This is a genomic window from Pediococcus acidilactici, from assembly GCF_016127815.1.
Classification (GTDB): Bacteria; Bacillota; Bacilli; order Lactobacillales; family Lactobacillaceae; genus Pediococcus; species Pediococcus acidilactici.
Map to the genome: position 1 here is coordinate 441,034 of NZ_CP066046.1, position 13,861 is coordinate 454,894.

Here is a 13,861-nt window from a genome sequence, read left to right on the forward strand (position 1 = left end):
AAATTCTTAAGGGGTTCCTTTTTAGTTTTTTAAGGTAGTTAAGGTTAGCAGTTTTACTCACCGCGGTGATAACAAATTTACTAATTAAAAAATGGTTTAAAAAAATAAATTTGCCGACTTTTCGTATCTACATGATGAGGAGGCGAAATGAGTAGTGGATATAACAAACCAATTAAGTCGAATTATGCAAGAAAGCATTGTTCATCATGATAGTGATTTGTTTATTATGCCCCGTAACGATAAATACCAGATGCTTTATCGAAATGTGCAGGGATATCGCAAGTCTACGCACATCGAACAGCGGGAAGCCGAACAAATTATGTCATATATTAAGTATCGCGCAGATATGTCAATAAGTGAACGACGTCGACCCCAAAGCGGCGCCATGACCTGGTTGGCAGCCGATGGTCAGGTGGTGAATTTACGAATTTCAACGGTAGGGGACTTTTTAGACCGCCCTTCGATGGTGGTTCGCTTTATTTACGAGTTGAAGCAGCAACATGAAATTTTAGACCCGGTCAGCCTGCAAGATATTGAAGCGGCGGCGCGTTTAAGGGGGATGATTGTTTTTTCTGGGCCAACTGGTTCGGGGAAGACTACGTTAATTTACGAGATTGCTAAAAAGTTAAGTGGTTCAAAACTCGTAATGTCGATTGAAGATCCGGTAGAAATTCAAGAAAATAACTTCCTGCAATTACAGGTTAACGAGAAGTCCGGAATGACCTACCAAGCATTGTTAAAAAGTGGACTACGAAACCGGCCAGATATATTTATTATTGGCGAAATTCGGGATAGTAAAACAGCCGAAATCGCGGTTCAAGCTGCGCTGAGTGGTCACTTAGTATTAACTACTTTGCATTGTAAAAGCACGGAAGGGGTTTGGGACCGGTTGCTAGAGTTGGGAGTGCAAGAAGATTATTTAAAGGAGGCGCTAACCGCCACCATTTACCAACGGATTATTCCAATTAAAAATGGTTCTATCCGAATTCTAGCGGAAATGAAGTCATTCCACCCGTTGTTAAAAACTAAGTCACCAAGGTGGCAGACCAAGTTAGAGGAGTGGAAAAACAGTGGCCAAATTACCAACGAAGTATATCAGGACTACCAGTACGGGTAAAATACCTTTAGCAGACCAGGCGTTTATCTTCTCCACGATGGTGGATTTGTTAAAAATGGGCATTTCGCTAAGAAAAAGCGTAGATTTTATTCGTATTATGCGACCCTCGATTGCTAAACCGATGCAAAACGTGATTGAACAGCTGCAGCGCGGGCAATCTTTTTCGGCCGCCTTTCAGCCTTACGTAAGCACGAACATTTATTATCAACTGGCAATTGCAGATCAGCATGGGGGCCTTGTTAGGACGCTCAACACGATTGCCCAAATTTTCACCAGTCAGGAACAGCAACGAAAAAAACTACGGTCAGTGATCCAATATCCGTTATTTTTGCTATTGTTTTTAGGACTCATGATGGTGGGGATGCGGATTTACATCATGCCAGAATTAGCAGACTGGAATCGGGGAACTAAAAGTTGGGATAGCCAATTGATTAAGGCAGGGTGGGTAGCGGTCTTTTTGGTTGCGGTAGCAGCGCTAGGATATTATTTCTGGAAATTCAAACGTTCCAGCATTACTAACCAAGTCAACCTTCTTTGTCGTTTACCCATCATTGGGCCGCTTTACCAAAATTATTGCCACTATTATTTATTAGCAAACCTATCTTTTCTAATTGCCAACGGGATGTCTGTGGGAAGTATTTGTAAATACCTTAACCAGTTAGATTCAAAATCGTTGTTGCACCAAATTGGGCGAAAGGTTGAACACAGCATTGCGAACGGCCGGCAGGTGGATCAAATTATTCAAAAGGCTGTTTATCTGCCAACCGAACTAAGTTTGGTAATCCAAAAAGGAAGTCAAAAAGATGCCTTAGCAACGGAAATTTACGCGTTGTCAATGATGAAGTATAAAAACTTAATTAGTCGGATTGAACGTTTGATTTTAGTAGTTCAACCAATTTTATTTGGCATTATTGGGATAGTAATTGTAATTATGTACTGGAACCTATTGATGCCAATGTATAACTCAATAAAGGAAGTGTCGTAATGAAAAACAGAATTAAGAAAGCGTTTACATTAATCGAAATGACAGTCGTGTTGTTTATCATTTCATTATTAATCCTAATTATTTTACCAAACGTAACTAGTCAAAAACATAATGCTCGCAACATCCAGGGCGATGCACTTACCGAAGTTGTTCAAACTCAAGTGGACTTGTATGAAAATGAATACAATCATTTACCGGAAAGCTTAGATGATTTAAAGGAAAAAGGATACTTATCGGATAAGCAAATGGACCAAGTTAATCAGGACGGGATTAAAGTAGATAGTAGCGGTCATGTTAGCCGTAGTTGACGTCCGGAAAGCGGGATTTACCCTTTTAGAAAGCATTGTGGTATTGTTAATCACTTGTAGCACAATTGGAATGGGGCTGATTAATTTTCGGGGAGCCCATAGTGAACAGCAGGAGAAAATATTTTTTAAACGTTTCGAAATGGGTTGGCAGGAAATGGAACGGTTGGCAATGTATGAAGGTTGCCAGGGCTCGGTAATTTTTATTAAAGACGATCACAGCGTGATGTTTCATTGGCAGCACGGACGGGAGCGACACTCTAAATATTTAGATTTACCTCCTAACTTAGAGCCGTATACCGACCGGACCATTCGGATTGGTCGAGATGGGATTGTTACCCCCACGACGGTGGTTTTACAGGAGAATGGTCAAAACAAATACCGCTTAGCAGCACAGTTAGGATGGGGTGTTTATGAAATTACCCGGGTGTAAAAAGACTGGCACGTTGCTTTATGAAGGAATCGTGGGACTATTTATTCTGGGAAGCTTTTTAGCAGTTATGATGAACACTTGGCATAGTTGGCAGGTTAGTATTAGGGAAAACCGAATCGAGCTTAATCAAGAACGGGAAGTTTTAAATGAACTCAGGCAAAAATTATAAATACGGATTTACGTTGGCTGAAGCAATTTTAGCATTATTAATTATGGTACTGATGGTTAACTTAACAATCATGGCAGTCAAAGCAACTAAGCATAAAGCTGAAGCTGATTTTGAAGACAAAATTACCGAGGTTGTTCAAGATTTAGAATCAAAGCGGCACGATTTTCGTTTGAAAGAAGTTCGCCCTAATCGCTTGATCTTGTATTCAGAAGCGCAAAAGAAGCGTTACGAGCTGGAGTACTATTCGCGAAAAAATATGCTGCGTTATACTCCCGGGCATATGCCGTTAATGCCGGGGGTGCGTGCGGTTTCTTTCAAACGGGTCGGTAATTTAGTTCAAATTAAAATGAAGGTTTATGGAGGCAACTATAGTGCGTACGCGTTTATTCCACCAGCCGAAAAAGAAAGCTAGCGCGATGATTACCGCTTTGTTTGTATTAACGTTTATGGCGGGAATTAATCTGTTTTTGAATGACCAAGCACGACAAACAATTTTGCGATTAAAAAATGAACAAGCGACCACCCAAGTTAAAATCTTGGCCAACCAGTTTTTATTACGTTACCGAGAAAAAGAAATTAAAAAGTTGACTAATAAAAAACTGGGTACGGTAGAATTAAATCAGGATCAAAACTTGACGATAAAACTCAAGAAAGGTAATACTGTAAAGGTTAGATTTAACGAAAGTGGATATTAGTGAGGAAGGATCGCAAATGGATACAGAAAAAATTGAAAAAATATACCGTGTTTTTAAGGAATCAACCGAACTATTACAAAAAAATTTGGACGTGGATTTTTTAGACGCGTTCATTGAAACGGGGGATAACTTAATTACGGGAGAAATCCAAGTTGAAGACGGTAAACCAGATCAAGTAACGGTACAAAAATTAAAGCAAGTTTACGCAGATTTTAACTGGCAGGAATATGAACCTGAAGAGCTTCGCAAGGCCATCCAATTGGTGATGATCCAAGCAAACCGGGTCGAACGCATCCAAGCTAATCACCAATTCACTCCGGAAGCAATTGGAATGCTTTTTAACTACATCATTGAGAATTTGCCGTTATCCCAAGATCAAGTATCAATATTCGACCCGGCAGTTGGCACGGGGAACTTGCTATCAACCATTTTGAATTATTTTCAAGATCACCAAGTTAAATTCAACGGGACGGGAATCGATAATGACGATACTATGCTTGCGATTGCAAGTATGTCCTTTATTTTCGAGCATTTAAAAGTGGATCTCTACCATCAAGACAGCATCGATAATTTGTTGGTTAAAAATGCTGATATTGTAGTTTCAGATTTGCCGGTTGGATATTACCCAATTGATGAGCGAACGGTTGGTTTTGAGACGCGTAGCTCGGAGGGACATTCCTTTGTACACCATTTATTAATTGAGCAATCAATGAAGGCGGTACGGCCGGGTGGCTTTGGAGTTTATTTAGTTCCAAGTAACCTTTTTCAAACGGAAGAGGCCAAAAAGCTACTAGCATTTTTCCACGACAAGATTTATTTACAGGCGATTTTAAACTTGCCAAGTAAGATGTTTAAAGACGCTAAAGCACAAAAATCGATTTTAATTCTGCAAAAGGTGGGTCAGAATGCTAAACAGGCTGATCAAGTTTTGTTAGGTGAATTTCCAGACTTTAAGGAGCAAAAGGAAATGGTGGCGTTCCTCAAGGATTTCAAAAAATGGGCGCAAAAAAGTTTGAAATAATTGTTTGAACCGCTTAATTATTTTTAAGCACAGTTACCCCCGATAATTTCGATGCCGCAGGCTGGAGACCTCTGATAGAGGTTTCCAGTTTTTTGCGTAGAGGGAAATTGTACAAAGTTCTTATAGCCGCGGTACAATTAAAAATGATTCTTAGTTAGAATGAAAAAATCAAGGGAAAGTAATGAAGAGGATGATAATTTGAATTTTTTTACGGCAGATACCCATTTTTTTCATAAAGAGCTACTAAAAGACCATGACTTTGCGCCACGTGATTTTACTAATATTAATGCGATGCACGAAGCAATAATTAAAAATTGGAATCAACGGGTGACGGATCAGGACGTGGTTTATCATTTAGGCGACATTGCGTTAAATTTTGTGCGCCCAGAAAAAAAGGCGCATGAAGAGGTGTACGAGCTATTAAAACGGCTTAACGGGCGACTAGTTTTAATTAAGGGGAATCATGATTCGCGGAGTTTATTTAAATATTTATCTAAACATAATTACTTAGTGAATGGTAAGCCGAAATTTGAATTTCATTCGGTAGGAACAATTATTAAAATGAATCACCGGCAGTTAATTATGAGCCACTACCCAATTATGCTAGGGATTGTCCAGCAAGTGATTAATTTGCATGGGCACATCCATCATTATAGCGTGAATATTAAGGAAAATATCAATGTGGGGGTCGACACTCCTGAAAAGGATTATTTAGATTACCAAATTCCGTTTGGCGCCCCCTTTTCTGAAAGTGATATTGAACAAATGATTGACGGAAAAAGAATTGACTTTAAAAAACGGCGTTAAGCTGTAGGCTATGGAAAAGTTACGGTAATTAAAGTAAGATATTGACCTGTACGTTCCTTTTAATTTAGGATGGTGCTATACAATAAGCGGGGAATAGTGATGAATAAAAAAACAAATGAAGAGTTGGCGGAAATGCGACGTCCGGTGGTTAACCGGGTCGTTCAAGTCAATACAGACGAGGTTCTAATCAACGATCACGAATATCGTTTAGAAAAAAATTATCGCGATGCGTTTGATGAAGAATTGATGGCCGAACGCTTTGTCGGGTTGCTGAGTCGGTACGACTTTATTGTTGGGGATATCGGTTCGGGACAACTACGGCTGAAGGGCTTTTTTGCAGATGAAGAAAAGGTGCCTAACGAATTAAAAATCAGTCGTTTCGAAGACTACCTTTTTGAAATTTGTAGTTTTGGGTGTCCATACTTTATATTACGTAATATGCAAGTTAATGAGCGTTCAAAGCGACGCTGGATTAAAGAATGGCACCGCGCAGAAACTAAACATAAAGCAAAACGGCCGGTTTCGAAGAAGGCTAAATCACGCAAGCCAGTCGCAAAACGACGTAACGAAGTGGTGGGTACCGGTAAAAAGAAACGACAAAAAACTTTTAAAATAAGGGAGAAAAAGAAGTAATGATTGAAAATTATGGTGGATATATGATTGATTTAGACGGAACGATGTACCGGGGAAAAGAGAAGATTCCGGCAGCTAAGCGGTTCGTCGAACGGTTACAGGAAAAGCAGATTCCGTTTTTGTTCGTAACTAACAATACGACTAAAACTCCAGAAGACGTAGCAAAAAATTTGACGGAAAACCATGATATTAAAGTGAAACCGGAAAATGTTTATACGGCTGCTTTGGCTACTGCAGATTATTTGGATGGAATTGCTGACAAAGATCATCGCAAAGTCTACATTATCGGTGAAATCGGGTTGAAACGTGCAATTTTAGCGAAGGGGTTTGAAATGGAAGAAGACCACCCCGACTACGTGGTTGCCGGGTTGGATTACGATGTTACATATCATAAATTTGAGGTAGCAACCTTAGCAGTAAAAAAAGGTGCTAAATTTATTGGCACCAACGCGGACACTAATTTGCCTAATGAACGGGGATTAGTACCGGGTGCGGGCTCTGTAATTGCTTTGCTAGAGCGTTCAACGCAGCAAAAGGCCTTTTATATCGGAAAGCCAGAAACCATTATTATGGAAAAGGCATTAAAGGTAATGGGGTTGCCAAAGGATCAGGTAGTTATGGTGGGAGACAATTACATGACTGACATTTCCGCTGGAATCAATTTTGGCATGGATACTTTATTGGTGTATACGGGGGTTTCAACGCCTGAATTGGTGGCAAAGCAGGCGGTTAAACCTACGCACGAAATTAATAGTTTTGATGAATGGCAATAAAAATGCGCAAACTAATGGCAGCTTTATTGACAATTTGGGTTGGAATTAGTGGTGCAATTTTTCTTACAATCAATTCGCCCTGGTTGTTTCATTGGTCATTAACGGCGCGAACTGTTCACACAACGGGTTTAACTACTGCGCAGGTCATCAAAAATTACCACCAACTATTAGCGTACTTAGAATTGCCCTGGGTGAAACGTCTTAACTTGGCGGATTTCCCTTTTTCTAAGGGAGGGTTAATTCATATGGCGGCGGTAAAAAATCTATTTTTATTAAATTCCATTACGTTGGTATTGGCAATCGGCGGACTACTATTAATTTGGCACCGAATTTTTAGAGAAAAACAGGAGTGGCAAATGTTGCGTTTCTTTCAGATTGCCATTGTGGTAACTCCGTTAATCATTTTTTTCTTGGCAGTGGATTTTAACCGTTATTTTATTATTTTTCACCAAGTCTTTTTTAGGGATAATTATTGGATTTTTGATCCAAAAACGGATCCGATTATCAACGTATTAACGGATCGGTTTTTCGCGCTTAGTTTTGCCTTAATAGGAATTCTTTTTGAAATGTACATGATCATTTTTTATCGAATAATAAAAAAACAGGTCCTAACGTAGACCTCCGTTTAATGAGCGGGGTTACGTTAGTTGACCTGTTTTTTTGATTTTGACTTGATGAACGAAATTATTGCAGGAATTAGGGAAACGACGATAATGCCAATTACCACTAATGAAAAATGCTCTTTTACAAATGGGATGTTGCCAAAGAAGTAACCAGCACCACAGCAAACGGCTACCCAAGCAAAATTCCCCACGATGTTATAGCGGATGAATGATCGGTAAGGCATGTTAGCTCCAGCAGCAACAAAAGGAGCGAAAGTTCTAATGATGGGCATGAACCGTGCTAGGGTGATGGAAATGTTACCATGCTTCTCGAAAAAATGCTGAGCTTCGTCCATTTTTTCGTCACTGATAAACTTACCAAAGAAGGGATGCCTGCGCAGTGCCATTCCGACGTGCTTTCCTAAAAAGAAGTTTAGGGAGTCTCCCAATAAGGCTGCAAGAGAAAATAAAATGATGAATGCCCAAACGTTTAGCCCGTATTCAGGTTTAGCAGAAAGAGCAGTAGCTGCAAATAAAAGGGAATCACCTGGTAGAAACGGGAGAATTACGGCACCAGTTTCAATAAAGATAATGGCAAATAGAATTAAGTAAGAATAGTTACCGAAGTTATTTACAATAGTTACCAAGTGTTCGTCAATGTGAAGAACAAAGTCAATTAGAGTTTGCAAAGAATCATTCCTTATCTAAAAATTTAGGTATCATATATTGAGGATTTAACTTTCACCGTCTAGAAAGCCTTGTTTTAATCCCGCTTTTCTTGAATCCGCAGTCTATATTATCATACAGTTAGAGAAGGAACTTTGCTTTTTTAAAAGATTACCTTAAAATTAAACTTTTAGAGGGGAGCAGAGCAATATGTATAAACTAGGAGAAATACTTGAAGTAAAAATCGTTGGCATCCGGGATTACGGTCTTTTTATTCAGGATAAAAAGGGACGTAAGGGGTTGATACATGTTTCAGAGTGTGACAATCAGTATATTAGAAATATGCACCACGCTTTTGATATTGGAGAAAAAGTTCAAGCGGTGGTAATGGAAGATGATGGCAATCGACGCTTTGCGCTGTCAATTCGTGCTTTAAAGGAAACCAAGGGTAACTTAAGTAAGTACCCTAGGCCAATTAATTTTTATGTTAATCATAAGCATTTTTGGACAAAAAGCCACTATGATGCAGGTTTTAAGCCGTTAGCAGAGCACTTGGAGGGGTGGAAAGCGGAAAAATTAAAATAATTTAGAAAAATGGGTTGACGTACCCGTATAAAACTTGGTACTATATTTGAGCGGCGTTAAGGAAGACGTCGTTCATGAGATTTCAAATTAAAACAATTTAAAAAAGTTGTTGACAATTGATTCTCATGATGATATATTTAAATAGTTGTCAAAAACGTTATAAACGTTGATACGACAACGCTGGTAGACCTTTGAAAACTGAACAAAATTTTGACAAACGATCGTGTGAGGACTCGCAAATCAAATTGATTTAGTGAGAACAAACATGCGAAGTCAATTCGCAAAAACAAACAATTAATGAGCTTGAAAAAGACTCATCATTTTAATATGAGAGTTTGATCTTGGCTCAGGATGAACGCTGGCGGCGTGCCTAATACATGCAAGTCGAACGAACTTCCGTTAATTGATTATGACGTGCTTGCACTGAATGAGATTTTAACACGAAGTGAGTGGCGGACGGGTGAGTAACACGTGGGTAACCTGCCCAGAAGCAGGGGATAACACCTGGAAACAGATGCTAATACCGTATAACAGAGAAAACCGCCTGGTTTTCTTTTAAAAGATGGCTCTGCTATCACTTCTGGATGGACCCGCGGCGCATTAGCTAGTTGGTGAGGTAACGGCTCACCAAGGCGATGATGCGTAGCCGACCTGAGAGGGTAATCGGCCACATTGGGACTGAGACACGGCCCAGACTCCTACGGGAGGCAGCAGTAGGGAATCTTCCACAATGGACGCAAGTCTGATGGAGCAACGCCGCGTGAGTGAAGAAGGGTTTCGGCTCGTAAAGCTCTGTTGTTAAAGAAGAACGTGGGTGAGAGTAACTGTTCACCCAGTGACGGTATTTAACCAGAAAGCCACGGCTAACTACGTGCCAGCAGCCGCGGTAATACGTAGGTGGCAAGCGTTATCCGGATTTATTGGGCGTAAAGCGAGCGCAGGCGGTCTTTTAAGTCTAATGTGAAAGCCTTCGGCTCAACCGAAGAAGTGCATTGGAAACTGGGAGACTTGAGTGCAGAAGAGGACAGTGGAACTCCATGTGTAGCGGTGAAATGCGTAGATATATGGAAGAACACCAGTGGCGAAGGCGGCTGTCTGGTCTGTAACTGACGCTGAGGCTCGAAAGCATGGGTAGCGAACAGGATTAGATACCCTGGTAGTCCATGCCGTAAACGATGATTACTAAGTGTTGGAGGGTTTCCGCCCTTCAGTGCTGCAGCTAACGCATTAAGTAATCCGCCTGGGGAGTACGACCGCAAGGTTGAAACTCAAAAGAATTGACGGGGGCCCGCACAAGCGGTGGAGCATGTGGTTTAATTCGAAGCTACGCGAAGAACCTTACCAGGTCTTGACATCTTCTGCCAACCTAAGAGATTAGGCGTTCCCTTCGGGGACAGAATGACAGGTGGTGCATGGTTGTCGTCAGCTCGTGTCGTGAGATGTTGGGTTAAGTCCCGCAACGAGCGCAACCCTTATTACTAGTTGCCAGCATTCAGTTGGGCACTCTAGTGAGACTGCCGGTGACAAACCGGAGGAAGGTGGGGACGACGTCAAATCATCATGCCCCTTATGACCTGGGCTACACACGTGCTACAATGGATGGTACAACGAGTCGCGAAACCGCGAGGTTTAGCTAATCTCTTAAAACCATTCTCAGTTCGGACTGTAGGCTGCAACTCGCCTACACGAAGTCGGAATCGCTAGTAATCGCGGATCAGCATGCCGCGGTGAATACGTTCCCGGGCCTTGTACACACCGCCCGTCACACCATGAGAGTTTGTAACACCCAAAGCCGGTGGGGTAACCTTTTAGGAGCTAGCCGTCTAAGGTGGGACAGATGATTAGGGTGAAGTCGTAACAAGGTAGCCGTAGGAGAACCTGCGGCTGGATCACCTCCTTTCTAAGGAATAATACGGAACCGCACACGAGTCAAAGTTTTGTTTAGTTTTGAGAGGTCTACTCTCACTTTTGTTCTTTGAAAACTGAATAATATCTATAATTTTCTGATTTTAATTAATCATAATTAAACCGAGAGAAAACCGCGTAATTTTAAAGAGTTAAACAAGATTAGTTCAAAATAATCGCAATACTCAATTAATCGCTTTACCGTAGGTAAAGTTAGGTTAAGTTAGGAAGGGCGCATGGTGGATGCCTTGGTACTAGGAGCCGATGAAGGACGGGACTAACACCGATATGCCTCGGGGAGCTGTAAGTAAGCTTTGATCCGGGGATTTCCGAATGGGGCAACCCAATAGTTTTAATCGACTATTATCCGCATCTGAATTCATAGGATGTGTGAAGGTAAACGTGGGGAACTGAAACATCTCAGTACCCACAGGAACAGAAAGAAAATTCGATTCCCTGAGTAGCGGCGAGCGAAACGGGAACAGCCCAAACCAAGAAGCTTGCTTCTTGGGGTTGTAGGACTGAACATTTGAGTTACCAAAGAGCTTGATAGCTGAAGGGCCTGGGAAGGCCAGCCAGAGAGGGTGACAGCCCCGTAAGTTAAATCAAGCTCCCTCAGTTCAGGATCCTGAGTACGGCGGAGCACGTGAAATTCCGTTGGAATCCGGGAGGACCATCTCCCAAGGCTAAATACTACCTAGTGACCGATAGTGAACCAGTACCGTGAGGGAAAGGTGAAAAGCACCCCGGAAGGGGAGTGAAATAGTTCTTGAAACCATGTGCCTACAAGAAGTCAGAGCCCGTTAATGGGTGATGGCGTGCCTTTTGTAGAATGAACCGGCGAGTTACGTTCGTATGCCAGGTTAAGTTGAAGAGACGGAGCCGAAGCGAAAGCGAGTCTGAAGAGGGCGAATTAGTATGCGGATGTAGACCCGAAACCAAGTGACCTACCCATGTCCAGGTTGAAGGTGCGGTAAAACGCACTGGAGGACCGAACTCGTGTACGTTGAAAAGTGCTGAGATGAGGTGTGGGTAGCGGTGAAATTCCAAACGAACTTGGAGATAGCTGGTTCTCTCCGAAATAGCTTTAGGGCTAGCCTCGGAATTAGGATCGTGGAGGTAGAGCCACTGTTTGGACTAGGGGCCCGTCATGGGTTACCGAATTCAGATAAACTCCGAATGCCATCGATTTATGTCCGGGAGTCAGACGGTGAGTGATAAGATCCATCGTCGAAAGGGGAACAGCCCAGACCACCAGTTAAGGTCCCTAAATATATGTTAAGTGGAAAAGGATGTGGAGTTGCATAGACAACTAGGATGTTGGCTCAGAAGCAGCCACCATTTAAAGAGTGCGTAATAGCTCACTAGTCGAGTGATCCTGCGCCGAAAATGTACCGGGGCTTAAACATATTACCGAGACTGTGGATGCCACCATTAGGTGGCGTGATAGGAGAGCGTTCTAAGGGCGACGAAGGCAGACCGTGAGGACTGTTGGAGCGCTTAGAAGTGAGAATGCCGGTATGAGTAGCGAAAGATAGGTGAGAATCCTATCCACCGTATGACTAAGGTTTCCTGGGGAAGGCTCGTCCTCCCAGGGTTAGTCGGGACCTAAGCCGAGGCCGAGAGGCGTAGGCGATGGATAACAGGTTGAGATTCCTGTACTAGTTAAACTTGTTTGAACAATGGAGGGACGCAGGAGGCTAAGGAATGCACCCGATTGGAAGTGGGTGTCCAAGCCGTAAGTCTGAAGTCGAGTCAAATGCTTGATTTCTTAAGGACAAGCGGTGATGGGGAGTGAAATTTAAGTAACGAAGTTCCTGACGTCACGCTGCCGAGAAAAGCTTCTAGTTAGAGTTTAACTACCCGTACCGCAAACCGACACAGGTAGTCGAGGAGAGTATCCTAAGGTGAGCGAGAGAACTCTCGTTAAGGAACTCGGCAAAATGACCCCGTAACTTCGGGAGAAGGGGTGCTGATCGCAAGATCAGCCGCAGTGAAAAGGCCCAGGCGACTGTTTATCAAAAACACAGGTTTCTGCAAAATCGTAAGATGACGTATAGGGGCTGACGCCTGCCCGGTGCTGGAAGGTTAAGGGGATGAGTTAGCGTAAGCGAAGCTTTGAACTGAAGCCCCAGTAAACGGCGGCCGTAACTATAACGGTCCTAAGGTAGCGAAATTCCTTGTCGGGTAAGTTCCGACCCGCACGAAAGGCGTAACGATCTGGGCACTGTCTCAACGAGAGACTCGGTGAAATTATAATACCCGTGAAGATGCGGGTTACCCGCGACAGGACGGAAAGACCCCATGGAGCTTTACTGTAACTTGATATTGAGTGTTTGTACAGCTTGTACAGAATAGGTAGGAGCCGTAGAATCCGGAACGCTAGTTTCGGAGGAGGCGCAAGTGGGATACTACCCTCGTTGTATGAACCCTCTAACCCGCGCCACTAATCGTGGCGGGAGACAGTGTCTGGTGGGCAGTTTGACTGGGGCGGTCGCCTCCTAAAAGGTAACGGAGGCGCCCAAAGGTTCCCTCAGAATGGTTGGAAATCATTCGCAGAGTGTAAAGGCAGAAGGGAGCTTGACTGCGAGACAGACAGGTCGAGCAGGGACGAAAGTCGGGCTTAGTGATCCGGTGGTTCCGTATGGAAGGGCCATCGCTCAACGGATAAAAGCTACCCTGGGGATAACAGGCTTATCTCCCCAAGAGTTCACATCGACGGGGAGGTTTGGCACCTCGATGTCGGCTCATCGCATCCTGGGGCTGTAGTCGGTCCCAAGGGTTGGGCTGTTCGCCCATTAAAGCGGTACGCGAGCTGGGTTCAGAACGTCGTGAGACAGTTCGGTCCCTATCCGTCGCGGGCGTAGGAAATTTGAGAGGAGCTGTCCTTAGTACGAGAGGACCGGGATGGACACACCGCTGGTGTACCAGTTGTTCCGCCAGGAGCATCGCTGGGTAGCTATGTGTGGATGAGATAAACGCTGAAAGCATCTAAGTGTGAAACTCGCCTCAAGATGAGATTTCCCATTGCCTTCGGGCAAGTAAGACCCCTGAGAGATGATCAGGTAGATAGGCTAGAAGTGGAAGTGTAGCGATACATGGAGCGGACTAGTACTAATCGGTCGAGGACTTAACCAAGTAGAACGTGGCAAGTAACTCGAAAGA

Annotated in this window: 14 protein-coding genes and 2 rRNA genes; 15 read left to right on the top strand and 1 reads right to left on the bottom strand. The window is 43.0% G+C overall.

Annotated elements, in window-relative coordinates:
- Window positions 1-154 precede the first annotated feature (154 nt).
- From comGA to I6H64_RS02230, 12 genes are all read left to right on the top strand, one after another.
- Window positions 155-1,117 carry a competence type IV pilus ATPase ComGA gene (gene comGA, locus I6H64_RS02175; protein ID WP_036685874.1) on the top strand — a complete coding sequence of 321 codons (963 nt, stop codon included), beginning with the start codon at window positions 155-157 and terminating at the stop codon, window positions 1,115-1,117.
- Window positions 1,071-2,102 (top strand): competence type IV pilus assembly protein ComGB, encoded by a 1,032-nt coding sequence (gene comGB, locus I6H64_RS02180; RefSeq protein WP_005917572.1) that lies wholly within the window; start codon window positions 1,071-1,073, stop codon window positions 2,100-2,102. Before comGA ends, comGB begins: the two co-directional genes overlap by 47 nt.
- Window positions 2,102-2,410, top strand: coding sequence for a competence type IV pilus major pilin ComGC (comGC, locus tag I6H64_RS02185; protein WP_005917570.1), 309 nt, complete (start codon window positions 2,102-2,104; stop codon window positions 2,408-2,410). Before comGB ends, comGC begins: the two co-directional genes overlap by 1 nt.
- Entirely contained in the window at window positions 2,394-2,840 is a 447-nt protein-coding gene (locus tag I6H64_RS02190) for a type II secretion system protein (RefSeq protein WP_008842340.1), read from the top strand. The genes comGC and I6H64_RS02190 overlap by 17 nt, the downstream gene beginning before the upstream one ends.
- Complete coding sequence (locus I6H64_RS02195; RefSeq protein ID WP_004166002.1) at window positions 2,821-3,009, top strand: hypothetical protein; 189 nt, start codon at window positions 2,821-2,823, stop codon at window positions 3,007-3,009. Before I6H64_RS02190 ends, I6H64_RS02195 begins: the two co-directional genes overlap by 20 nt.
- Complete coding sequence (locus I6H64_RS02200) at window positions 2,987-3,421, top strand: ComGF family competence protein (protein ID WP_008842342.1); 435 nt, start codon at window positions 2,987-2,989, stop codon at window positions 3,419-3,421. Before I6H64_RS02195 ends, I6H64_RS02200 begins: the two co-directional genes overlap by 23 nt.
- On the top strand, window positions 3,381-3,704 hold the full coding sequence (locus tag I6H64_RS02205) for a hypothetical protein (RefSeq protein ID WP_005917559.1): 324 nt from the start codon (window positions 3,381-3,383) through the stop codon (window positions 3,702-3,704). Before I6H64_RS02200 ends, I6H64_RS02205 begins: the two co-directional genes overlap by 41 nt.
- Window positions 3,705-3,720: 16 nt before the next feature.
- A complete protein-coding gene (locus I6H64_RS02210; protein WP_005917557.1) occupies window positions 3,721-4,725 on the top strand; it encodes a class I SAM-dependent methyltransferase in 1,005 nt (334 codons plus the stop codon).
- Window positions 4,726-4,923: 198 nt separating this feature from the next.
- On the top strand, window positions 4,924-5,532 hold the full coding sequence (locus tag I6H64_RS02215) for a metallophosphoesterase (protein ID WP_036685877.1): 609 nt from the start codon (window positions 4,924-4,926) through the stop codon (window positions 5,530-5,532).
- Window positions 5,533-5,631: 99 nt separating this feature from the next.
- Window positions 5,632-6,165, top strand: a complete 534-nt coding sequence (locus I6H64_RS02220) for a YutD family protein (RefSeq protein ID WP_002832021.1) — start codon at window positions 5,632-5,634, stop codon at window positions 6,163-6,165.
- Window positions 6,165-6,938 carry a TIGR01457 family HAD-type hydrolase gene (locus I6H64_RS02225; protein WP_008842344.1) on the top strand — a complete coding sequence of 258 codons (774 nt, stop codon included), beginning with the start codon at window positions 6,165-6,167 and terminating at the stop codon, window positions 6,936-6,938. The genes I6H64_RS02220 and I6H64_RS02225 overlap by 1 nt, the downstream gene beginning before the upstream one ends.
- The gene (locus I6H64_RS02230; RefSeq protein WP_036667886.1) at window positions 6,929-7,555 is read left to right on the top strand and encodes a TIGR01906 family membrane protein; all 627 of its coding nucleotides are present in this window, start codon (window positions 6,929-6,931) and stop codon (window positions 7,553-7,555) included. Before I6H64_RS02225 ends, I6H64_RS02230 begins: the two co-directional genes overlap by 10 nt.
- 26 nt (window positions 7,556-7,581) lie before the next feature.
- Here the strand turns inward: I6H64_RS02230 and I6H64_RS02235 are convergent, their stop codons facing one another.
- Window positions 7,582-8,229, bottom strand: a complete 648-nt coding sequence (locus I6H64_RS02235; RefSeq protein WP_008842346.1) for a VTT domain-containing protein — start codon at window positions 8,227-8,229, stop codon at window positions 7,582-7,584.
- Window positions 8,230-8,416: 187 nt separating this feature from the next.
- Here I6H64_RS02235 and I6H64_RS02240 point away from each other — a divergent pair, with 187 nt between their 5' ends.
- The 3 genes from I6H64_RS02240 (at window position 8,417) to I6H64_RS02250 (ending at window position 13,834) form a co-directional block, all read left to right on the top strand.
- Window positions 8,417-8,791 carry a S1 RNA-binding domain-containing protein gene (locus I6H64_RS02240; RefSeq protein WP_002832018.1) on the top strand — a complete coding sequence of 125 codons (375 nt, stop codon included), beginning with the start codon at window positions 8,417-8,419 and terminating at the stop codon, window positions 8,789-8,791.
- A gap of 323 nt (window positions 8,792-9,114) precedes the next feature.
- A 16S ribosomal RNA gene (locus I6H64_RS02245) occupies window positions 9,115-10,691 on the top strand.
- A gap of 221 nt (window positions 10,692-10,912) precedes the next feature.
- Window positions 10,913-13,834, top strand: a 23S ribosomal RNA gene (locus tag I6H64_RS02250).
- Together the 16S and 23S rRNA genes form the textbook arrangement of a ribosomal RNA operon.
- Window positions 13,835-13,861 lie beyond the last annotated feature (27 nt).